Source organism: Leifsonia sp. GW821-FHT13C05, assembly GCF_058806515.1.
Window position 1 is genome coordinate 1 of sequence record NZ_JBXAPT010000003.1, and the last position, 22164, is coordinate 22164.

Annotated in this window: 23 protein-coding genes; 14 read left to right on the forward strand and 9 right to left on the reverse strand. The window is 63.7% G+C overall.

Annotated features, from left to right (window positions below; all coding sequences use genetic code 11):
• The 4 genes from AC1ROC_RS10415 to AC1ROC_RS10430 form a co-directional block, all read left to right on the forward strand.
• Nucleotides 1-903 (forward strand): type IV secretory system conjugative DNA transfer family protein (locus AC1ROC_RS10415; RefSeq protein ID WP_493000033.1); only part of this gene is annotated, 903 nt, incomplete at its 5' end.
• Nucleotides 903-1304, forward strand: a complete 402-nt coding sequence (locus tag AC1ROC_RS10420) for a hypothetical protein (RefSeq protein ID WP_168688742.1) — start codon at nt 903-905, stop codon at nt 1302-1304. The genes AC1ROC_RS10415 and AC1ROC_RS10420, both read left to right, overlap by 1 nt.
• Nucleotides 1301-1771: a hypothetical protein gene (locus AC1ROC_RS10425; RefSeq protein ID WP_168688743.1), complete on the forward strand. Its 471-nt coding sequence runs from the start codon at nt 1301-1303 to the stop codon at nt 1769-1771. Before AC1ROC_RS10420 ends, AC1ROC_RS10425 begins: the two co-directional genes overlap by 4 nt.
• A gap of 111 nt (nt 1772-1882) precedes the next feature.
• Nucleotides 1883-2323: a single-stranded DNA-binding protein gene (locus AC1ROC_RS10430; RefSeq protein WP_168688744.1), complete on the forward strand. Its 441-nt coding sequence runs from the start codon at nt 1883-1885 to the stop codon at nt 2321-2323.
• A 146-nt stretch (nt 2324-2469) separates the two neighbouring features.
• Here the strand turns inward: AC1ROC_RS10430 and AC1ROC_RS10435 are convergent, their stop codons facing one another.
• Nucleotides 2470-3336, reverse strand: coding sequence for a DUF6338 family protein (locus AC1ROC_RS10435; protein ID WP_168688745.1), 867 nt, complete (start codon nt 3334-3336; stop codon nt 2470-2472).
• Between the two features lie 448 nt (nt 3337-3784).
• Between AC1ROC_RS10435 and AC1ROC_RS10440 the strand changes: the two genes are divergently transcribed.
• Nucleotides 3785-4411, forward strand: coding sequence for a hypothetical protein (locus AC1ROC_RS10440; protein WP_168688746.1), 627 nt, complete (start codon nt 3785-3787; stop codon nt 4409-4411).
• A gap of 106 nt (nt 4412-4517) precedes the next feature.
• Here AC1ROC_RS10440 and AC1ROC_RS10445 read toward each other — a convergent pair whose 3' ends face one another.
• The 4 genes from AC1ROC_RS10445 to AC1ROC_RS10460 form a co-directional block, all read right to left on the reverse strand.
• Complete coding sequence (locus AC1ROC_RS10445; RefSeq protein WP_168688747.1) at nt 4518-4967, reverse strand: hypothetical protein; 450 nt, start codon at nt 4965-4967, stop codon at nt 4518-4520.
• Nucleotides 4964-5914, reverse strand: coding sequence for a hypothetical protein (locus AC1ROC_RS10450; RefSeq protein WP_210724021.1), 951 nt, complete (start codon nt 5912-5914; stop codon nt 4964-4966). The genes AC1ROC_RS10445 and AC1ROC_RS10450 overlap by 4 nt, the downstream gene beginning before the upstream one ends.
• A gap of 859 nt (nt 5915-6773) precedes the next feature.
• Entirely contained in the window at nt 6774-9443 is a 2670-nt protein-coding gene (locus tag AC1ROC_RS10455; protein WP_493000037.1) for an AAA family ATPase, read from the reverse strand.
• Nucleotides 9444-10030: 587 nt separating this feature from the next.
• Nucleotides 10031-10675 (reverse strand): TetR/AcrR family transcriptional regulator, encoded by a 645-nt coding sequence (locus AC1ROC_RS10460; protein ID WP_168688750.1) that lies wholly within the window; start codon nt 10673-10675, stop codon nt 10031-10033.
• 163 nt (nt 10676-10838) lie between these two features.
• On the opposite strand from AC1ROC_RS10460, the gene AC1ROC_RS10465 reads away from it, so the two are divergent.
• The 7 genes from AC1ROC_RS10465 (at nt 10839) to AC1ROC_RS10495 (ending at nt 16888) form a co-directional block, all read left to right on the forward strand.
• Nucleotides 10839-11162: a putative quinol monooxygenase gene (locus AC1ROC_RS10465; protein ID WP_168688751.1), complete on the forward strand. Its 324-nt coding sequence runs from the start codon at nt 10839-10841 to the stop codon at nt 11160-11162.
• Between the two features lie 37 nt (nt 11163-11199).
• The gene (locus tag AC1ROC_RS10470) at nt 11200-11892 is read left to right on the forward strand and encodes an SDR family NAD(P)-dependent oxidoreductase (RefSeq protein WP_168688752.1); all 693 of its coding nucleotides are present in this window, start codon (nt 11200-11202) and stop codon (nt 11890-11892) included.
• Nucleotides 11889-12044 (forward strand): hypothetical protein, encoded by a 156-nt coding sequence (locus AC1ROC_RS10475; protein ID WP_168688753.1) that lies wholly within the window; start codon nt 11889-11891, stop codon nt 12042-12044. The genes AC1ROC_RS10470 and AC1ROC_RS10475 overlap by 4 nt, the downstream gene beginning before the upstream one ends.
• Nucleotides 12045-12111: 67 nt before the next feature.
• Nucleotides 12112-13077, forward strand: a complete 966-nt coding sequence (locus tag AC1ROC_RS10480; RefSeq protein WP_493000040.1) for an alpha/beta hydrolase — start codon at nt 12112-12114, stop codon at nt 13075-13077.
• A gap of 77 nt (nt 13078-13154) precedes the next feature.
• The gene (locus AC1ROC_RS10485) at nt 13155-13349 is read left to right on the forward strand and encodes a hypothetical protein (protein WP_168688755.1); all 195 of its coding nucleotides are present in this window, start codon (nt 13155-13157) and stop codon (nt 13347-13349) included.
• Nucleotides 13343-14557 (forward strand): low temperature requirement protein A, encoded by a 1215-nt coding sequence (locus tag AC1ROC_RS10490; RefSeq protein WP_210724022.1) that lies wholly within the window; start codon nt 13343-13345, stop codon nt 14555-14557. The genes AC1ROC_RS10485 and AC1ROC_RS10490 overlap by 7 nt, the downstream gene beginning before the upstream one ends.
• Before the next feature lie 1158 nt (nt 14558-15715).
• On the forward strand, nt 15716-16888 hold the full coding sequence (locus AC1ROC_RS10495; protein ID WP_168688756.1) for a N(5)-(carboxyethyl)ornithine synthase: 1173 nt from the start codon (nt 15716-15718) through the stop codon (nt 16886-16888).
• A gap of 625 nt (nt 16889-17513) precedes the next feature.
• Here AC1ROC_RS10495 and AC1ROC_RS10500 read toward each other — a convergent pair.
• The 4 genes from AC1ROC_RS10500 to AC1ROC_RS10515 form a co-directional block, all read right to left on the reverse strand.
• Complete coding sequence (locus tag AC1ROC_RS10500) at nt 17514-18254, reverse strand: GAF and ANTAR domain-containing protein (protein ID WP_168688757.1); 741 nt, start codon at nt 18252-18254, stop codon at nt 17514-17516.
• 9 nt (nt 18255-18263) lie between these two features.
• Nucleotides 18264-18974, reverse strand: a complete 711-nt coding sequence (locus AC1ROC_RS10505; RefSeq protein ID WP_168688758.1) for a GAF and ANTAR domain-containing protein — start codon at nt 18972-18974, stop codon at nt 18264-18266.
• A 145-nt stretch (nt 18975-19119) separates the two neighbouring features.
• Complete coding sequence (locus AC1ROC_RS10510; protein ID WP_168688227.1) at nt 19120-19296, reverse strand: hypothetical protein; 177 nt, start codon at nt 19294-19296, stop codon at nt 19120-19122.
• 195 nt (nt 19297-19491) lie between these two features.
• Nucleotides 19492-20247 (reverse strand): diacylglycerol/lipid kinase family protein, encoded by a 756-nt coding sequence (locus AC1ROC_RS10515; RefSeq protein WP_168688759.1) that lies wholly within the window; start codon nt 20245-20247, stop codon nt 19492-19494.
• A gap of 208 nt (nt 20248-20455) precedes the next feature.
• On the opposite strand from AC1ROC_RS10515, the gene AC1ROC_RS10520 reads away from it, so the two are divergent.
• A complete protein-coding gene (locus AC1ROC_RS10520; protein ID WP_210724064.1) occupies nt 20456-21556 on the forward strand; it encodes a fatty acid desaturase family protein in 1101 nt (366 codons plus the stop codon).
• 58 nt (nt 21557-21614) lie between these two features.
• On the forward strand, nt 21615-21932 hold the full coding sequence (locus tag AC1ROC_RS10525) for a hypothetical protein (RefSeq protein ID WP_168688761.1): 318 nt from the start codon (nt 21615-21617) through the stop codon (nt 21930-21932).
• The last annotated feature ends 232 nt before the right edge of the window (nt 21933-22164 follow it).

The following is a 22164-nucleotide window of genomic DNA, read 5'->3' on the forward strand; positions in this document are numbered from 1 at the left end:
AACCCGCGCCTCGCGCTGGAAGCAGTTGGGGTGCTCGCAAATCAAGGATCGCCCGGTTGGTCCGAGGACTTGGACGCGATCATCAACGGCGACGAGAAGCTCCTCGCCAACTCCTGGTTCGGCGTGTTCGGCGCCCTCCGCCCGCTGTCGATCCCCGCGATCCGGAACGCGATGACGCCCGGACCGGGAGAGCAGTTCGATCTCGACCGGTTCCTCGCCGGATCCAACAGCCTCTATCTCGTTGGCACCGGTGCCGGCGCAGGGTCCGTTGGCGGCTTCCTCGGGGCGATCCTGGACGACATCGTCGAGACCGCCCGCCGCAAGGCACTCGCCTCACCCGGCTCTCGCCTCGACCTGCCGCTCGCACTGATCCTGGACGAGATCGCGAACATGTTCTCCTGGCCCGCACTGCCACGGATCATGGCCGACGGCGGCGGCATTGGCATTTCCACCGTCGTCGTCCTCCAAGCCCTCTCCCAGGCCGAAACCGCATGGTCCAGGTCCGAGGCAGACACAATCTGGTCCGCCGCCACCGCCAAGCTCCTCCTCGGCGGCGCGTCCGACGTCGACCACCTCCGCGACATCGAATCGCTCCTTGGCCTGCGCCGCATCCGGAACACGGGCCATTCGTACAACGAAACCGGATCCTCTACCAATGTCAACAACGAGAAGGTGCCGGTCATGACGATTGACGAGATTCGGCGAATGCCCGAGACCGTCGGGCTTCTCGCCTACAGGACGCGTCGCGGGATTCTTCTGGACCTGCGCGGTTGGACCGACCGCGACGACGCCCGCCAGGTCAGAACGGGCAAGCAGCTCACCGAGCTCGACCAGCAAGTCGTGTTTGCCGAACAGTATCAAGCCGCGCTGGACCGCCGAGGATCTGCCCGGGAGGAACACTGATGTCCAACCGTCGTCGTCCCACTAGGGACAACAACTACCGCACCCGCTACCTCCATTCGCCAGTTTGGTTCGGCCGCCGGGACCGTTGGTTCATCGAGGAAGCACGCCGTGCCATCACGATCCGCTGCGCTCTGTGCCTCGGCGCAGGCAGCGCCCGAAACCTCGAGCTGCACCACCTCGACTACCGCGGCGTCACCCAGACCCCGCATGGCTGGATCGCTCATGAGCGCCACGAAGATCTCACCGCCCTTCACCCGCGCTGCCACGAATACGTTCACCAGCTCATCGAACGCGACCGCGCCCTCTCTGGATTCGTCTCCCGCCGCACCGCATCCCTCCAAGCCATCACGCGCCTCCGCGCAAAGATCGGCCGCTACATCGAAGCCCTGGACCAGCAGTGACCGACGACATCCCACTCGATGAACTCGTGGCCTCGCTCCCCGATACCTGGGACGACCAGGCACCCCGACGAACCCCGGGGATGCTCGGCATCGCTGTCATCAACTGGCGAACCCTCGACGACGCCGACGCCCCACAGGTCTGGGCCGAACTGCGGGACTGGGTCACCTGGTTCACCCACCGCTACAACCTCCCGATCCGGAAGATCCCGCCCTGCTGGTACAAGCACGGCGCGCTCGTTGAAGAGCTCTCCGCCCTTCGCACGGCCTGGCTTGTCAGCTTCGACAGCCTCGATGCCGGCTACGGACCTATCGGCTGGCACGAACGCCTCGCCGTCGCTATACCGAGACTCGCGACTTGGTACAACGGCGAATGCCACAACGGCCACACCGAACTTCAACAGATCGGCCACGACGCAGTGCCGTCGGGCTGGGCGGACTGGATCAGTCAGAGCCATTCGCAGCCGTAGCCGTAGAACCCCGGGGTTGCGCGCCTCCAGCGCGCATTTTCCCAGGCCCGATCGGAACGTGTATGTGAACGCGACCCGACGAAAGGTCGCCCAATCGAAAGGAACAGAACGATGAGCACACGAGTCCCGATCAGTATCGAAGGCAACCTCGTCGCCGACCCCGACTACGGCGAATCACAGAACGGCACGAAGTTCGCAAAGTTCACTGTCGCAGTCACCGACCGCAAGCTGGAGGACGGCAAGTGGGTCGACGGCGACACCCAGTACCACCGCACCACCGTCTTCGGCCGCACCGCCGAGAACGTCCGAGCCAGCCTCGCCAAAGGCGACACCGTCATCGTCAACGGCAACCTCGAGTTCCGCCACTGGACCGACCAGGCCACCGGCGAACCCCGAGCCGCCACCGAAGTTGTCGCCGACAGCGTCGGCCCCTCACTCCGCTACACCACCGCGGAGGTCACACGCCGCGCCCCAAAAGCTGACGGCCCGGACGCAACCGCGACCGGGCCGATCGTGAGCGGGTCGACTTACGGGCAACCGACGCTTGCCTAAGCTCGACACAAGAGGGGCTGTCCAGGAGGCAGCCCCTCTTGTGCTTCAACAGCCTTCGAACCTATCGCCGACCCTCGTCAGGTCCGATTTCCAAGGACCACCCGAACCTTTGGACCTTGCTAGAGCTAGGCACTCGATACCGCGAATCATGCACGACCTCTTGCCGCGAAGATGCCAAACAGGACTGACGCTGCAAGGGCGACCACCGTAGCGAGTCGAATCCACACCGACGGGCTCGGACTCAGCACAGCCACAAGCCCGGCTGCCGCCCCGACGACCAGCGCGGCCAAGGCAATACGCTTCCACCTTCGCGACTTAGGCCTGCCCGCATCTCGCGTACCGAGGTCGCCCTCTTCCGCCGGCTCGTAGTAGGAGGCCTGGAGCAATTCGATGTCGCCAGCTTCGACTACCACCCAATCCGTCTCTGACAAAGGCACAGGTTCCTCGGAGCCGCTAGATCGGGCGGAGAGGTCGCCCGACAGGGTGATTGTGCGGTGCGGGCTGTTGTCCGCATCATTGTCAAAATCCCAGAGCGTACCTGAGACCCATGCCCCGGACTTCAACGTAAGCCCCACTTTTACTTCGACACGTTCGTCCGGATAGAGAACCTTCTGCCAAGCCGAAACGTCCCTTGGGATGGCCGCTGACCACAGGAGCTTCATGCCGTGGTCGTGGGCCCATTTCGAACCAAGGAAGAAGCCCAAAAATGTTGCTGCCGCGAGTGCTAGCAGCGCCAACACCAGCGCCCATCCAAAGTTTGAGCGTGCCCACGAGAGGTCGCCATCAAGCATCGCTGTAATCGTGTTTGCTATCTCGGGAACTGATAGAGCGATAGCAACCACTACTAGGGCAACGACCGCGTCACAAACAGCGCTAACGAACACGACGCTGGCCGTCTCGCGAAACGCCGACCGCTTGCTCGATGCGTGATGCCCCTCGCGGGCGAAGACGAACGCTACGCCAGGGAACAGTGCGAATACATAGAAGGCGACGCCCCAGATGGAAGTTGGCACAGTTCTCCTCTCAAAAGGAGATAATGGCAGAGGGAGGAACTCATGGCTGAAAAGGCAAACGGTGAGTGGCGAACAACTGGCGACTCACAACGACTGGTTGAGAAGGGCCTTCAGCCCGCGCGGGTGCAATACCAGCCACCTGTTCGGCAGCCTTCCTCTCAGGCGATCCAGCCACCCCCTGCGCCGAAGAAGTGAACAAACCCGAGCCGCCGGCGCGGCACGAGGAATTTGGCCTGCAACCGGCGAGGGTCCAAGTGAGACCTCAGGCGCGGTCTTCGAGTTCTAAGCCGATCGTGCCCCCGGCAGCTCCGCAGCAAGCGGCCCAGACGACGCAGGCTCGAAAGAGCGACTGAGCGCAAGCCGTCGAAGTGCTCTGGGTTTCGCGCGTCCGTCCCCGGTCAAGCCGCTGGCGCTGTGCTCGCGTTCCGAGTTCTCATACGCTTGCATAGTGCTAGTCGAGGTGAACGTCCGCGTTTGTAGGTTTGAGAGTCCCGAGAAGATTGTCCGCTTCTACGCCGACGACCAAGCCGACTTTGCCACCATCATTTGGGCGGAATACTCCAAGGTTCTGGGAAAGCCCGTTACCGCAACGATCGAGCACACGCGGTGGTGGTGGGGGCCAGCCGACGACAGGACAGATCAATGGATGTTGGTGCCGACCGCAGGCTTAACCGTGGCCGATGTGGCTGGATTGCTCGGCGAGGACTTGCGTGCCGATCCTCCAAGACTCCTCGTTGGATGGGGCGGTCTCGGCGACGCCGGCTTGATTGCGCAACTCGTTGTTGATCTCCTGGCCGTGGCCGGAAATGTGCAACTCGTCTATTCCGGAGTATCTCGCGCTACTGGGGTGCTTTCGCGCCGCAGACAGATCGGGTCACGGCTCGCGGCTGCAGATTGGATTGAAACCGAACGGCTTTCCTCAGAACTGATCGAACCCGTGAACGCTCAAGCAGAGTGGCGGTTCTCTGAACTCGCGCTGCGGTTCGGGGTAGATCGGCGCGATGCAAGCCGTCTAATGGACGAATGCGGATTCGTACGAACGGGAACGGGGCAGTGGCGGGATTCGAAGGAGTAGGGCAACGATGTCACCCCCCCTCTTTCACTCGCCCTAGGCGGCTGAATATCGAAAGGCCAAGACCCTGCCGGGCGCATCCCGCAGCAGCAACGGCCGTCGTTGGTGCTCACGTGGCGTCCCACTCGCCTCTCGTTCGCGATAGGAACACTTCGCGCGTGAATGACTCAACTTTGAGTTCTCGGGCCCTCGCGCGAACAGCGTTATCGTTCGAGACGACGATCCAAGTTGGACCAAAGAGGAGTGCTGCCGCTTCCCGCGTTGCGTCCAGCGCGCAGGCAATGATCATCGGGTCTGCTGCGCCCTTGTTCGCGTAAAGATTCAGGAGCGCCGTATCGCCCTCGCGTTCGGTCTCCATGACTACGCGAAGGAACTCGAGCACGCTGGAGGTTGTGGTGTATTCCACCGCCTCAAAGGCTTCGGCGTCTGGATAACCCGTCGCCTCTCGGAGTACCTCAGAAGGGAGTCGGCACCGCTCGCGGAAATAGGCGCTCGACCTCTGAGCTCGGGTGAGGTGCGACAGTGCGTTGTTGTCTAAGAGGTACATCTCCTCGTTCATTGGACTGCGGCTTTCAGTTCGCTGATCTTTGACGGGCCGATCCTGTTCAAGCACACGACGCGGCAGAACTCGCGTTCGGATAGGCGCCCTTCATCAACCGCGCGCAGCATGCGGCTCGTTAGTTCTTTGCCGCTGTACTTTCGAATTGCATTTACAGGCTTTGGCTGTCGCGGACGTGGCTTTGGCCTGCCACGAAACTCCGCCTCGAGTTCAGCGAGGTATCCAATGGCTTGTTCGGCGCTGAGCCGGGCAAGGCGCATAGCTCTTACAGTGATGGCGCTCGGAGTGACTTTGAATCGATCGGCGGCGATTTTCACTTCTTCCAGGCTTGCGAACTTGACGTGTTCTAGTTCGTCAGAGGGCATCAGGATCTCGCCAACGATGTCGTATTCGCGCCCTGCGTCGACTGCTGTGCTACTTGCGTTATAGCTCACCGGCGCGAAGACTCCGCGAGCCACAAGCACCGCCATAAGCACAAGAGTGAAGATCTGTCTCCCAACCGGCTCCTGGAAATCTCCGTGATCGCCACCCGCTAGGAAGATGTAGGGAACCTTCGAGTCACGCACCGTCATTCCGCTGAAGCGAACCTCGATGAGCTGGGGCATAAACCCTCGTACGCTCCTTGAGATAAGCACCTGATTGGCTTCAAGCCGCGCAATGATCAGTTCGAGTGCGGCATCCTTGGTCCGTGCGGCGCGGATCGAATCCATGTCGAGATGGAGGGCGTCGAGTAGCAGCTGAGCGTCTTCGTTCGCACTCGTTCCGGGTCGCTTGAGAAGCCCAACTATTTGGTTTTTGGTCAACGTCGGGTCGTGCTTCTTCGCCAAAGACTGCTTGCGCAGCAGGTCCTTGATGATCAGCTCCACGTCACGAAGCTGGACTTGTGCCCGCGTGTTGATCGTAAATGTGTCGGGTACGACGCCTTGAAGCAGCTTCTCGTTCTTCAAGCGGAGCTGAGCTTGAACAACAGGAACGGGCGCGAAGAACAGAGGGTGCGGGACCTCAGCCTTCCGAGAAAGCGCTAGGAGGTCTGAGTACGTGATCTCCGATGTTTCGAGAGCTCGCCGGTAGGGTGCTCTCCCATTGACGACCGAGTTCTCGAGTAGGTCGAAGAAAATCGCCTTCTCAATTGTCACCCGATCGCTGCCAATAATCACGTCCACTTGAAGGCCCCCGGTGATGTGCGCGAAGGTGACTCACCGACGAGAACTGGCTGGTGAGTACGCACGCGGCGCGAAACGACCGCCGTTGTCATTAAGGCCGGTGAGGACACGAAGTCAGCATTGCAGAGTTGGGCAAGATTCCTCGGCCCCCAAAAACGGGTATGCCGCCAACTGGCGTCCGAAGGTGGGTGATTCGAGTCCAAGTGTGTGCGGCCTGATAGACACTAGGCATATGGGAACGAAAGCGCCTCCGCCTCCGCGGCCTTTGGGGGTATCCAACGATGAAGCAGTTGAGCTGTGTCGGCAGTGGATGGTGTACCTAGGCGCGGCTGATTCGATTGCGACGGAGGGGGACTCCCGACAGGCCTGTGACCTCTACAGTTCTCGTTTCTTGGGTTGGGTAAACAATCGAGGTGGAAACCTCGATATCGAACTAGTCAAGCGTGCCGCTTTAGTATCTGCTGCGGATGGACGCAGGGCGCTGATCTTCGTCGCCGGCGGAGTCTATCCAGATGCCCAGGACGGTGCGGATGGTTTGGGCATTGGGATCCTGCGATTTGACCCATTCAGCGGTGATCTCGACGGCGCGAATCTGGTGGGCCGCCGGCTGCGAGACAGTGGTCTCTCGTCCAACTAGTTCGGGTCAGTTTCGGGTGACGTCTGCAGCGTGATGTGGAGTTGGTACGGGAGTCGTTACGGACTGAGCGGCGCGGTTGAGTTCTACGCGTGCGGCCGCGCGCGACTTCTCGATCGTCTCCTCGACAGAAACTCTCTCCATCGTTTCGACAAGTTGGGTTACCGCGGAGGATCCGTTTCGAGCAACGACGACGGCTTCGTTGTCCTGCTTGCCTCGAGTCATGCCGACGTACAAGCCAGCAGCATCGACGCCTGGCCCGACAACGGCAACATCCGTCGTCTCGCCTTGCACTCCGTAGACCGTGGTTGCGTACGCGAGGTGTAGGTGAGATATCGCGTACTCGTGAGTGATCTTGCGGAGGTCCGTTGAGTCGTTGGCTGACGCAAGCATCACATGTTGCGCAGAAACACTCCGAACTACCCAGTTTTGGCGATTCTGCACGTCGCTGGCGTTGTCATTGCGACGCGTCTGGACGACGTCGCCGACGAAGATCGGCTGCGCGGACTGTCCATACACAGCTTCGCGCGTGTCGACGGTGCCGGCGACTATGCGTCGGGCTTGGATATCCTCGCTCACGGCTTGAGCCTCCGCGTGCGTAGCGGCCACCAATGCGACGCTGAGTCCTTCGCGACTTGCCCTGAACCAGGCAGCGGTCATTGCCTCCCGGGCTTCCGTTTCGTCGTTTGCAAGCACGACGTGGCCAGTGTTGATCAGCTCCTCGGCAACCCTTCTCGCGTCTTCTGGCCCTTGCGGCTTGCGCAGTCTGAGGCTCAGATCCCCCCACGCAGGATCCTTGAATCGATGGATGCTGAGGAGCTCGATCTGCCGCGATGCCCGACGCCAGAAGAGCGCCATGGCGCCGGAGTGTCCTACCGGCAGGGCTTGGTGCTGGTCTCCTACGAGAGCGACGGACGCTCCGGTCCTGTGGACTACGTCAAGGAGAGCAGCTGCTGCCTCGAGGTCGAGCATTCCCGCCTCGTCCACGACGATGCGATCGCCCGGTCGGATACCGATACGCGGCCCGCAGTACTGCGTTCCGGTCGCGGGGTCTTCATCACCGATTCCTAGACAGGACCAAACGATCGCGCCCGCAGGACTGCTAGTCCATCGCCATCCGTAATCGTGCAACAGCTGGTGAAGGGACGATGAGGCGCTCTCCGCTTCGCGGCCTGCGACGGCGGAGGCCTTCTTCGTCGGCGCCACGATGATCATGCTGCGGCCTCGGCGGCGGAGAGCGGCGCCGGCTACCTTGAGCATTGTCGTTTTTCCCGTTCCTGCCGCCCCCGCAATAGCGACGATTCTGTCTGTTCCCGCGATCGAGGAGGCGCCTTTGAGTTGGCCCTCGTCGAGCGTCCGCTCTGGTTCGATCGCGCTCGCAACAGCGGTGATTTCAGCGAACGGGACCACCTCGCCAGGTGCGGCCAATGCGTCGGTTCGCTGAGCCACACTGGCCTTGAGCGCTGCGGTCGACGTTGCCATTCGGCGTTTGATATGGGCAGGTATGTTGGGCTCTGTGAGCAGCGTCACGGTATGAGTACGGGTGGCACAGGAGACTATTTCGTCGAGGACCTTCGCGAGCTGAGCATGCTCGGCTGTCACCCCGGAGGCGGCGACCGCTCGGGCTGCTCCGGCTCGGACATCCATGTCGCTGAACCGGCCTCCAGTCCCGGTTGACCGAGCGTCCGCATCCACGATCGCCTTCGCCGCTAGGAGTTCGACGTCAAGGTTGTCGATGGCTACCGATTTCGGCACGACCGCAGATCGTGGCCCGCCGAGCTCTGGATCGGCGTGCAGAAGTTCGGCCATCACAACGGACGCCCAGTCCTCTTCGTCCAGTTGCCCCGGTTTGTTCGGCCGGCCAGCCGCCCATGCCCACTGATCGATCTGGGTCCGGACGGTGGCGGAAGGCTCCACGCCCGGGTGTTGTTCCGTCCACGCGCGGAAATGAGCTGCCTTGTTGGCTTCGATCTGTGCGGAGCGCTTCGAAAGCGGTCGCACCAGATGCTGCAACTGCGCGATCTCCCCATCCGCATTCAGCGTGAAGCCCTTGGCAGCCAGCGCCGCGACCCACGCGGGGTCCGTTCGAGAGGCAAGGTCACCTTCGGCGTTCACGACGTTCTGGAGCCGCAGCGCGACTCGCGTGTCGACGTTCGACCATTTGCCGTCGAGGCCTCGGACTTTGACGTTCAGCCACAGGTGGCGGTGCTTGTGCGGGTCTAACGAACGGGACCGTTCGTGCCGCAGCTCGACGACTTCGATCCGGGCGAGGTCCTCCCGAATGGCGCCCTGCTTCCCGCGACGGGCGTTGAGCTCCGACTGCCACAACTTGATGATCCGATCCCGCAACCGGTCCTGCAGATCCTCATACGCGGCCGCCAACTCCGGGTCCAGCATCGCCGCGATCGAGAACGACTTCGGCGCGTTGATCGTCGCATCCAGAATCAAATCCGCAACCGGAGACTCCAGATCCCGACCCCGCCGCTCCCCGGTCAGCGGATCGACACCGTCGACCCAATCCCTTAACTGGGTCCGGGTGAGCAGGTCGTCACGGATGGCGCCGTGCTCCACGATGTACCGGGTCATCACCGCATCCGCATACCCGGCCGCAGCCAGCGCACCGTCCGCGGTCCTGGCAGTCAGGGTCGCATCGCAAACGCCGCCGAAGGCGTAGCGCACCGCCTGCTTGACCCCCTGGGCCGCTTGCCCGCGCTTCCAACGCGCAACTCCACCTCTCACACTTACACGTTCCGGTTGCGCGCTCATTTTGGCGCGCAAATCGCACATTCATCTCAAAGAGTGCCTACGTGCATTGGCTTTTGTTGTTTCGTTTCTTTTGCCGCGGTGTCTCCTTCGTTCTTGGTGTCTTTGGCCTCCCTGGGTCCTCGTCCTTGTCCTCGTCGTGTGTTCTTCGTCTTTGCTCTCTGTTCTTTGCTTCCTCGCCAGCTACTTCGAGATTTTCGACTTCACCGTTCTCTACATCGACGCCCAGCCGACGTATGGCGCGCCTTTGGTGGCGGTGAGGACTTGGCTGTGAACGAGACGCTGATGTGCCGGATGGGGCTGGCTCCGCCTGTAGCGTTTGAGGCGCCATTGCCGGGCTTTTTCGCGGGCGGGTCTTACGGGAATCTTCCTTCCATCTCGCGCTGGGGGTCCTGCTGGCCTCGCTCCAATCGAGTCACGTGTCCCGTAGACCGACCGTTCACCGGTCAGTGGGGTCTGGCGGACTATGTGGGGTGACGCACGCGGCGCGGCTCGTTTCCGGCTCACGCTAACGGTGACGCGTCGCCCCCAGCGATAGCGGGCCACAGCGTGGCCACAACGCGCTCAGCGAAGTCGACTGGCACTTCACGTCCGTACCGATTGAAGTCGGCGAAGTAGCTGCCGAATGACAGACTGACGATCACGTCCACGTCCACGTCCTCGCGCACGTGGCCTCGTCGTTGAAGCTCAGTGATCACGTCAGCGAGTTCCTGGCATCTAGGTTGGTTCGCGTGCTCTCTCATCTGCGCAAGCAGGCCTGGCTCGCGCTCCGCCTCGGCCATGAAGTTGCCGTGCAGAGTCATCGCCCGCGGATTGTGGAAGCGTGGGTTGATCCGACGTACCGCCTCGACCATCGCTTCTCGTGGAGTGAGGGCATCGAGGTCTAGGGGCGGGTACGCCTCGCGCTGCTTGCGCAACCCGTACTGTATGGCTTCGACGACCAGCTCGTACTTGTTTGGCCACCGCCGATACAGCGTCGGTCGTGTCACACCGGCGTCGGCCACGATGTCACCGATCGTCGTCGACGAGTAACCCTTCGTCGCGAGCAGCTTGCGCGTCGAATCGATGATGGCCTCTTCAATTGCCGGGTCGCGGGGTCGACCGCTGGCGTTCGCCTGCGCCCCCGCTTTCATGTTCTTGCCGGACATCCGGATCCCTTCCTGATCGCGCCGCGTGGCACTGCGTGGCTCGCGTTCCGTTACACAACTTGACTGTAACGGACGAGCGCCGCTACTGTGCAGATAAGGAGTTTCGTTACAGCAAATGGTTGTAACGAATCCCGTTTGTATCCCACTAACGAAAGGAACTCGCATGACAGCGAACCCTGATGGCTACGTGACCGTCCTCTGGGACGCGAGGGCCAAGCCCGGCAAGGAGGACGACCTCAAGGCGTTCATCGCTGCCGCCGTAACGCCGTCCCGTAACGATCCCGGCAACATCGATTACGAGGCCCACGAGGTCGAAGGCCAGCCCGGCTCGTTCGTAATCTACGAGCGTTGGGAGAGGCGCGCTAGCCTCGACGCCCACCTCAGCGCGCCTCGGATGGTGGCACTCGTGCCGGAGATGCTCGAGCTGATCGACGGATCCATCGAGGACGGCATCCGTTTGCTGCGTCCCTTCCGGCCCGCGGCCTGACCCGAGAGAAACAAGAAGCTGGAAAGGCAAGAAACACATGACAACAACTCTGATTACTGGCGGTAACCGCGGACTCGGCTACGAGGTCGCCCGTCGTCTGATCGACGCAGGCCAGAACGTCTGGATCGGTGGCCGCGACGCGGCCAGCGGACAGGAAGCGGCCGACCGCCTCGGCGCCCACTTCGTGCAGTTGGACGTGACGGACGATGCGTCCGTCGCAGCTGCTGTTGCCAACGTGCGAGCGCAGGTGGGGCACTTGGATGTCCTCATCAACAACGCAGGCATCCTCGGTGAGGTGGCAGCACCCGAGGACATGACTGCAGATCAGCTGCGCGATGTGTACGAAACGAACGTGTTCGGACTCGTACGAGTCACACGCGCGTTCCTTCCGCTGCTCCGAAAGGGCACCGACCCCTCGGTGATCAACGTGACCAGCGGTATGGGATCCTTCGCTCTGACGCAGGACCCCGCCCGGGTGGAATCGCAGTACACCCTCGCGGCGTACGGCTCTTCCAAGAGCGCGGTCACGATGCTCACCACGCAATACGCGAAGACCATCCCGGACGTCCGGTTCAACGCAGTCGATCCGGGGCAGACGGCCACGGCGTTCACCGGCAACGTCGGCCAGAGCGTCGCAGAAGGAGCCGAGGCAGCGGTTCGCATGGCCACCCTCGGCCCGGCCACGCCCACCGGAACCGCGACCGACCGCGACGGCATCCTCCCCTGGTGAGCTACCGGCCGCTACAGGCGCGGCGTCATCACCGACGCGACCCCGCTGATGGAGGTCTGACCGACCTCACTGTGCGGGCCCATCCGCAGAACATCGTCGACGCGATCCAAGACCCAGCCGACGCCACGATCGCCGCCGTCACCGCGCGCTGACTCGCTGTCGTCCCGCTGACCCCTGTCCAACCGACTCCCCTGTTCCACCAACGCTCAAGGAGACCGCATGCCCACCGGCAACCCCAAGAACCTCGCCCTCGAACCCGCCGCCCAGGCGTTCGTCGACGCCACCGCGAACCCGCCGTACCTCTACCAGCTCGCCCCCGAGGACGGACGCAAGGCCGTCGACGGCGTGCAGGACGAGGAGATCTGGAAGCCAGAGGTCGACGAGGAGTGGATCACCGTCCAGGGCGGTCCCACCGGCAGTGTCCCCGTCCGCATCGTGAAGCCGAAGGGCGCCACCGGCGTCCTACCCGTCGTGCTCTACACGCACGGCGCGGGCTGGGTGTTCGGCGACGCGCACACCCACGACCGCCTGGTGCGCGACCTCGCCGTCGGCACCGGCGCGGCCCGCGTGTTCCCCGAATACGACCGTGCGCCCGAGCACCAGTACCCGGTCCAGAACGAGCAGTCCTACGCCGTCGCCAAGTGGGTCGTGCAGCACGGCGCCGACAAGGGCCTCGATGGATCCAACGTCGCGATCGCGGGTGACTCCGTCGGCGGCAACATGGCCATTGCGCTGAACCTCATGGGCGACGCGCGCGGCGACGTGACGTTCAAGGGCGCCGTTCTGTTCTACCCGGTCACCGATGCGAAGTTCGACACCGCGTCGTACGACGAGTTCGCGGAGGGATACTTCTTGGCTCGCGACGGCATGAGGTGGTTCTGGGACCAGTACGCGAAGAGCGAGACCGAGCGCGCCGAGATCACCGCTTCTCCGCTCCGAGCAACCGAGGAACAGCTCGCGTTCTTCCCGCCGACGCTCGTGATCAACGGCGAGGCTGACGTGCTCCGCGATGAGGGCGAGGCGTTCGCCGCGAAGCTCCGCCGTGCCGGCGTTGAGGTCACCCAGGTTCGCTACGCCGGGATCGTCCACGACTTCGTGATGGTCAACAGCCTGCACGACACCAGCGCCGCGAAGGCAGCCGTGGCCCAGGCCGTCTCGCACCTGAAGGCAGCACTGTCGGCCTAACCGGCCCTCGCAGGCGCGGTTCGCGACCCAAACCGCGGACCGCGCCTGCACCTTTCCCTGTTGCGATTGGAGATTCCGTGACCGCCCAGCCCGACCCGAAGCAAGCCCTCAAGCTGCGGACGGCGAACGCCACCGCTCAGGTCTGCCCTGACGGGGCCACGCTGACCAAGCGCGTTGTGACTCGGCCGGCCCGCATATTCGAGGCAGCGCTGCACATCGCCACCTCTGGCCTGGCTACACCGGCCGACCGCGACGGCGTCGTGCCGTGGTGAACGGTCAGCTTCGACGTCGAGACGACGCCGAGGCCCAGCGAGCCGCGACGCTGGAGCTGTTCTACGACCTCGTGTTCGTGTTCGCAATCACGCAGGTCTCGCATCTGCTCCTTGATCACCTCACTTGGGTGGGAGCTGGCCAGGCAGCGATCGTCCTGCTCGCAGTGTGGTGGTCGTGGAACTACACGACATGGGCCACGAACGAACTCAATCCGGAGACCAATCCCGTCCGCCTCCTGCTGATCGCGCTCATGCTTGGGAGCCTGCTCATGGCGATCGCTGTCCCGCACGCCTTCGGCAAGTACGGCCTTCTCTTCGCTGTTGCCTACCTCGCCATTCAAGTCGGCCGGCACGCCTTCCTCACGTTCGTAGCGGCAGACCGAGGCAGCGTCGGACGGGAGCAGGCCGGGCGCATTCTCGTCTGGTTCCTGATCGCCGGTGTGTTCTGGATCTCTGGTGGTATGGCCGAGGGCGGCTTGAGAGCAGGGCTGTGGTTGCTTGCGCTTGCCCTCGACTACATCGCTCCACGCATTCTCTTTCCGCTCCCCGGCCGACCGCGGCTTGCGGCGGGCTCCTGGCGGCTCGCTACCGGCCACTTCACCGAGCGATTCGGGTTGTTCGTGATCGCTGCAATCGGCGAGACGATCATCCTAACCGGGGCCACGACCGCCGGACAGGAACTAGACCCAGGGACCGTGGCTGCTTTCATCAGCGCCTTCGCCGGATCGGCAGCACTGTGGTGGCTCTACTTCAGGTCCACCCGCGAACTCAGCGAACGTTCCCTCGACCGTGAGGCCAGCCGAACCGGTCGTGCGCGGGACATTTACACGTACGGCCACGTGTTAGTCGTCGCCGGGATCATTTTGGCGGCCGTGGGCGACGAACTCGTGATCGCACACCCGTTGGAACCTTTGGGCGGTGCTGAGCTGATCGCAGTCGTCGCGGGTCCGGTCCTCTTCCTTCTTGCACAAGTCGCTCTGCAATTGCGGGCGATGCGTCGCTTGGGATACAGCCGGTTGGCAGCGATCACCGCGTGTGCGGCGCTGGGTTTGCTTGGCTGCGCTCTCCCGGCACTGCTGATAAGTGCAGCGCTTGTTGCGGTGCTCATCGCCGTGGCGCTGCTCGATCAGTTCAGCCGAGACAGCACACACGGGGTATACGGCGAAGGAGGAGCATCCAGAACCAAGCCTCAGCAGGATCGTGCATGACGGGAACCTGCCCATTCAAATCGTCGCCGCGGCCAGCTATGCACGGAGTGACCCGACGTCCTCGCAACTGGTCCGGGCTGACGCTCACAACCGGATCCAACGTTGTACGTTTCGGGGCGCGGGAAGCGCGACGTTCACGGTTGAAGGCCGGGACCGGGAATCGTCAGAACTCACGTCACCGAAGGCGGCGACGACCCTCGTCGCGATGAACATGCTTCCCCTGTCGGCTTCAGGTGTGACGACGTTCCCGCAAGGGGATCTTGGGTTCAGCTGGTCGTTGCAACACCACCGTGGTCAGGAGTGTTGCAGATGGGATCGAGGCTGGAACACCGCGTTCGGGAGGCGCGGTTCTGGGAGCTATTGAGACAGGGGCTCGGGCGGACGGCGGCCTGTGATGCTGTCGGCGTGGACCGATCTCAGACCTCGGTGACGAGTTCGAATTCGGGCTTGTCATGATTCTCGACGGGCTCGCGGCGTTGATCCCCAGCCTCGACACCAGACGCGCGTCGGACGACTAAGACAGCCGCAGCTCAGGTCACTGCATCGGTCTCCTCCCGCAGCTGATTGGGCATGCCGGCCACCGACCGGGGGGCTGGAACGTGAGAGATTGGCTGCCCTCAGCTCGCCAGTTGTGGTCAGGTAGGCACCGGCGGTCGCGGGCTCACCGTCTGAGAGGCCGCATCCAACGAGGCCGACAGCGATCCCGAGGCGACGCCCTGCTGATGCGCGTTGCAGGATGGGACGTCGGCCCGGGCAACGGTCTCCCGTATCGATAGACAGAACCGTTCGGAAGCGCAGCTGGAGACATCCCGCTGATCGAATTCGGCAATCGTCCCGTGAAGGCGCGGGAGGCCAGGGCCGTGTCCGGGTCGGAGTATCGACCCACGACGAGAAGCAGTTGGGGTGTCGTCCTTTCTGGGCATGTGCCTCCTCGCTCTCAGGGATGCGCAGGTGCGCTGGCATGGTGTGGTGGGGCGGCGGAGGGTGGATTGACAACGCGGTGCGGAGGGCGCGGTGGGAGATCGACATCGTGCCGTGGATCGCCGTCTCGCGTGACTCGGTCGTGTCTTCCCGATAGGACCTGCGAATGCGCTCTACGCAATGTGCGGGCTTAGGCTGGGACAACGGAGCCACCGCGGCGCCCATGAGGGAGCCAACATGTCGGCCGATTCCCGTTCTTCTGTTCCGTTGACGCTCGGCGTCCTCGCGGCCTCGGCGAAGCCGGATGAGCGCCGCCTGCCGCTGCATCCGGCTCGTCTCGACCGCATCCCGGCCGAGCTGCGGGAGCGCATCGTGCTCGAGACCGGGTACGGCGCTCGGTTCGGTGCGACCGACGAGGTGTTGCGTCCCTTGGTCGGACGCATCGCCTCCCGCGCCGACGTGATCGCGTCGAGCGATGTCGTGCTGCTCCCCAAACCGCAGCCGTCCGACCTGGACGACCTCCGCGACGGCCAAGTGCTCTGGGGCTGGCCGCACTGCGTGCAGGACAGAGAGATCACGCAGCGCGCAATCGACAAGCGCCTGACCCTGATCGCCTTCGAGGCCATGAACCACTGGACGAGCAGTGGCAACTTCGCCTTGCACGTCTTCCACGTCAACAACGAGCTCGCCGGGTACAGCTCAGTGGTCCATGCTCTCGGGCTGGTCGGCCGCACAGGCGACTACGGCCGGCGGCTCAACGCCGTCGTCATCGGGTTCGGAGCGACCGCGCGTGGTGCGGTGACCGCACTGAATGCCCACGGCATCCACGACGTGCAGGTCCTCACCAACCGGGAGGTCGCCGCGGTCGGCTCTCCGATCCACTCGGTGCGCATCGTGCAGTTCGATCACGATGACGACGCCCCGTTCCTCAGTCACGTCATCACCGACGCCGGGAGGGTGCCGCTCGCCCCCTTTCTCGCGCAGGCGGACATTGTCGTGAATTGCACCCTGCAGGATCCGAACGCGCCTCTCACCTACCTCACGGAGGACGATCTCTCGGCTTTCGCCCCGGGAAGCCTGATCGTCGACGTCTCGTGCGACGAGGGCATGGGATTCAGCTGGGCGCGCTCGACCAGCTTCGACGCCCCGATCATCGAGGTCGGCGATCATGTGCAGTACTACGCCGTCGACCACAGTCCGTCCTACCTCTGGGACTCCGCGACCTGGGAGATCGGGGAGGCGCTGACGCCGTTCCTCGAGGTCGTGATGGCTGGCCCCGACGCCTGGCAGGCCGACCCGACCATCCGGCGCGCGATCGAGATCCAGGACGGTTCGATCGTGAACCCGGCGATTCTCACCTTCCAGAACCGCGAGCCGCGGCCGCCGTACCGGGAAGTCCGCCGTCGCTGATACCGTCGCGCCAGGTACTCACTCAGCGCGCTACGTCGTCTTTCTCGCGGCCGCGGGAGTGACGCCGGACGTCGTGCCGGGCGCACCATGGGGAAGTCCGCGCTCGGGGTGAACAGGTCGCCCTTTCACCGCGAATTCGAATTCGTCGCCCGCCACGTCGGTGCTGTTCTGGCGGTATAAGGTACCGCCTGAGCGACATCGCGCGGACGCGGCCCAGGCGGTGGATGTAACTTTTCGGCGGAGACAGACGCGGGCTGGCTGGCAGCCCGTTGCTGAGTTTGTGGATGATTACGACGTGGATGTGCGCGAGGGTGCGGTCGTCGAGTTCGGTCTCGTAGCCGTCAAGGCTCAGATAGCCCATGAGGATGCGCTTCTTGATCTGTTCGGAAGTGCAGTAGACCGTCGGCTGATCAGGTGGCGGGTGTTTGCGGCAGCTTCAGATTCAGAAGGCGATGGGGCGACCGCGCAAAGTGTCCTGTTCCGGGGCGGCGTGGTCGTGAGAAACGCGGGAAGCGTGTCAGTGGGCGCCGCCAAACGCGGTTCACCGGGGGTTTGGCCGATCGGTGCCCTTATGTTGGATGCTACGGGCGCAACCTGTCTGCGGGCACAGGTTCCGTCGAATGGGTTAGTGCTGCGACCTCGGCGCCGCGGCGGCGGTGTCGAACGGGTGCTCGACGATTTGGCGGGCGACCTCGGAGAGACGGGTGCGGGTGTTGCGGGCGCGGGCGCGGATTAGCTGGAAGGCGTCGTCCATGTCCACATTCTGTGTGTGCGCGATCACGCCTTTGGCTTGTTCGATGATGACTCTGCTGTCGAGCGCGTGTTGCAGCTGGCTGCGGGCGATGTCCGATTCACGCAGGGAGCGTTCATGCAGAATGCCGATTGTTGCTCCATCGGCGAGTGCTCGGGCGGTGACGGCGTCATCGGCCGAGAATCCGCCGGTGCGGTCCCGGAACAGGTTGAGTGAGCCGATGGTCTCTTTTCGCAGTCGCAGCGGGATGGCGTGCATGGAGGCGTACCCGGATTCGGCGGCGGCGATCGCGAAGGACGGCCAACGTGCGTATGTGGCGGCGATGTTGTCGACGGTGACGAGGTCGCCTGTTCGGTATGCGTCAACGCAGGGCCCTTCGCCCTCGCCGAGCTGCAGCAGTCCGATGAGGCGGCTGCGCTCGCTGCTGGACGCGGCGACTTCGAGGTCGCCTGCCGTGTTGGGGAGCAGGATGCCGGCGTCGGTGGCGTCGAGCAGGGAGGAGCAGAGTTCGACGACGGTGTGCAGGAGGTCGACGACGTCGTATTCGTCGACCATGGTGTCGGCGAGGGTGACGAACGCTTCGGCGAGCTGTCGCTCCTTGCTTTGGGCCCTCATGTCCTCACCTTAGTCGCGGTCCGCAGTGTCGTCTCGGGTGAACTTGATCCGCCGGGCCACGACGTCCGCCGCGACTTCGCGCACGGGGCGGCCGAGGGTGAACGCGTGCGCGTGGAGGAGGGCTTGTGCGTCTGCTGCGTTCACACGCATCTGGGCGATGATCATGCCGGTTGCCTGGTGGATCTCGCGTCTGGAGTACGCGGCGGGGTCGGTGTCGTCGCGGTCGACGGGTGGTAGGCGGCGGATCACCTGCCGGGCCACGTGGGTTGCGGCGAGGTCGGCTAGTGCGGATGCGCGGGCGATCAGCGTCGGGTTCAGGGCCGCGGGTGTGGTGGCGTAGAGGTCGACAGCGCCCACATTCAGTTCCCCGATTACCAGGGGGAAGGCGTACAGGGAGCGGATCCCGGTGTCGCGGATCGCGTCGCGCAGCACGGGCCATCCCGATTCCTTCGGCGCGTTCAGGTCAGCGTCCACGACGGGGGTCCTTGTTTGCAGCGCGACCCAGCAGGGTCCAGCACCGAAGTCGATCTGCAGTTCGTCCAGGCGAGCCGCCTGGCTGTCCGATGCGCAGATCGTCTCAGAGCCGAAGGGTGCGCCGAGTGTCGAGATGGCGGCATGGGTCACGGGCAGCGCGTTCAGGAACGAAAGGCAGAGACTGGATCCGTTCTCGGCCGCCACCGTGAGGGCGAGTGCCGCGTCGGTGTAGGCATCGTCAGACATGGGCGGTCCATGGCGGAAGCGTCGAAACTCGAGTGACTCTGATGGTGTCCTCCTGACCGGCATCGGCAGAGGTCTTTGCCGATAGAGCGGTCTGGGTCCAGGACGCTGTAGTTCGGAGTGTACGCCTGGGCGTTGACGCAGGAAGTCAGGCGGACTTCTTCTTGCGGGCGCTGCGCCGAACGATACCGAAGATCAAGGTTCCGATAAAGAGGATGATGCCGATGATGCCCAGCCAGAGCAGGCCCTGGATCGCAAACCCGACGACAGCCAGGATCGCCCAGACGACCAAGAGGATCACGATTACTGTCAGCATGCCGGTCACGGTACCCGCGTATGGGCGGGGAAACGATGGGTGCGGGATGCTTCGTTCAGCGGGGGACGCGAAGGGGGAGACCGCGATGATGAACCGTGAGCTTGACCGCGGTTACTAGGCCGACGGGGTCGCCGTCGAGTTCGAGTTCTTGGGGAGAGTCGAAGTGGGCGTCGAAGCGGCCGGCCTGCACGTAGTCGAGAGCATTCAGGTCGGGGTCTTGCGCATCAGCCAGCGGCCTGGGCGGCTTCGGGCGAGGAGGCCGTTTGTTGCCAGTCGTGTTCCGATTTCCGCCCAACCGGCGGGGCCTCGGGGTCGAAAGACGACAACGTCGAGTAGCCCGTCGTCAGCGATGGTGTCGGGCAGGAGCGGGATGTTCGCGGTGATGGTGGCGCAGTTGCCGACGATCACTGTGTGTGCGTTGAGCGTGTGGGCGTGACCGCCGTCGATCCCCGGCCGGAGGCGGATGCGTTTGCCTTTGAGCACGGAGTGGGCGATGGGGTCCGCGTAGGCGGCCCACCCGATCCGCTTTTTCAACGCGCTGTTGGAGTTCGAGGCCGTATGCGCGTCGAAGCTGATGCCGGCCATCACGACGAACGCCCGCTGCTGGAGCGCACCATCGGGCGTTCGGTAGGACGCAGTGGCGATATTGACTAGGCGCTCGGTTCCGGTGAACGCGGTTTCGACCGTTCGAGGCAGGTCGTCCGGAGTGAGGTGAAGGTTGCGGGCGAGAAGGTTGCCGGTGCCGGAGGGCAGGAGGGCCAGCGGAATGCCTGTCGGGTGGATTTCCTCAGCGACTGCGCGCACGGTTCCGTCTCCGCCGGCGGCGAGGATGACATCCGGTGACGCGGCGATGGCGGCCCGGGCTGCAGCGGTACCCGAGTCCTCCCGTCCCGTCTCGAACCAGAGCGACGTCGCCCAACCGTGCTCCGCCTCTGCACCGGCGACCTCGCTGCGAAGCACGTCGGCGGGAACGTTGACGGGTTGTAGATAACCGCCATCACCTGTCGGGGGATATCCGCTCGTGTTGGCTCGCTGCTCATGGGATGACCATACGGCCCCGCTGCGAAGTCGGCGAAGATTCACGGGTAGCGCGGAACTGCACGCGCGTACGATGGTGGTACGCGGCGGCCTTGACCTTGACGCCATGAGCAACAGATCGGGCGTTGCCATGTCTGAGGTTTCTGTCAGTCAGCCGAAACTGCTACCGCCTTCCGGTGGTGAGTTCACGGCACTCGCCTCCATCATCCGGGACTCTGGTCTGCTGCGACGCCGGTACGGGTACTACTGGAGCAAGCTGGTCTTGGTTCCGCTGCTCACCGGCGCGCTGGTGGTCGTCTTCGTGCTCGTCGGCGACAGCTGGTGGCAGATGCTCACGGCGGCGGTGTTCGCTTTCCTGTTCACGCAGATCGCCTTCCTGGGGCACGACGCCGCGCACCGGCAGATCTTCCGCTCCGGCCGGTGGAATGACTGGGTGAGCCTGATCATCGGCGACTTGTTCGTCGGGATGAGCTATGGCTGGTGGCAGCACAAGCACACCCGGCACCACGCCAATCCGAACAGGGAGGGTGCCGACCCGGACATTGACTTGCCGGTGATCGCGTTCACCCCTCGGCAAGCGACACAACGCCCTGCGGCGCTGCGCTGGCTGATCGGCCATCAGGGGTGGTTCTTCTTCCCGATCCTGCTTCTGGAAGGGCTTTCGTTGCACGCCTCGAGTGTGAGGCGGGTTTTCGCCCGGGAGCCGGTCAAGCGCAGGCCGGTGGAGATCGCGTTCCTCGTGGTCCGCATCGTCGGTTATCTTGCCCTGGTGTTCCTGGTGCTATCGCCGGGTAAGGCGGCGGTGTTCTTAGCGGTGCAGCTGGGTCTGTTTGGTTTCTACATGGGGATGTCGTTTGCACCTAACCACAAGGGAATGCCGCTGGTGCCACACGATGTGAAGCTCGACTTCCTGCGCCGGCAGGTGCTGATGAGCCGCAACATCCGCGGCAACCGGGTGTTGGATTTCATGATGGGCGGCCTGAACTACCAGATCGAACATCACCTGTTCCCGTCTATGCCGCGGCCACACCTGCGGCGCGCGGCGCCCACTATTCGTGCGTATTGCGAAGACCACGGCGTGCCTTACACCCAGACTGGGCTTCTGCGCTCGTACGCCATCGTGACAAGGCACATCAACCGCGTCGGCCTGGGAGACAAGGATCCGTTCAGCTGCCCGCTGCTTGAGTTGCGGCAGACGCCGGCTCTGCCCGTACCGCCACCGAAGGCCTAGACCCAATTCAGCTGGGTGCAATCCCTGGTCGCGCCGTTGCGTAGACGACCGTCCTGTCATGCGCAAAATCGCTTATGCCGGTGCCACCTTCTATACGGGCGACAAAATTCCGGCTGCCCTGCTCGAGTACGCGGTCGCCTTGGCCAGGGTGGGCAGCGCGGCGACGGCGAGCTTTCCTGCCTGCACGTCGGCCGGGACGCTCGCTCGGCTGGACGTCGTGTTCGGGGCCGCTAGTCAGGTTGTCAGCGAACCCATTGAACTCTATGGAGCGTTCCGCTCGTCCGTCATGTGGGCGAGCGTCTGCGCGCATCGGAGGACGCGTGCTGCGGTCTCGCGAATTAAATCAAGGTCTTCGTTTGCCCATCCGCTGATGTAGCCGATGCTGTACGCGCTGGAGCTCCGTTCCTTCCACTCGCTTTTTGCAGACTCCACTCGCTGCGCTCCCTGCGCTTAGCAACCGCTCCCTCCGGGCACTGCGCTGCCTCCGCCCGCTCTCGATCTTTGTGCCGGAACGGCAAGAAAAACTCTAATGATCAGTGGTTGGTCTGAGGCTGGCTGACAGACTGACCTTCGGCCCTGGTGCTGCGTGACTCCAAGAAAAACTGGCC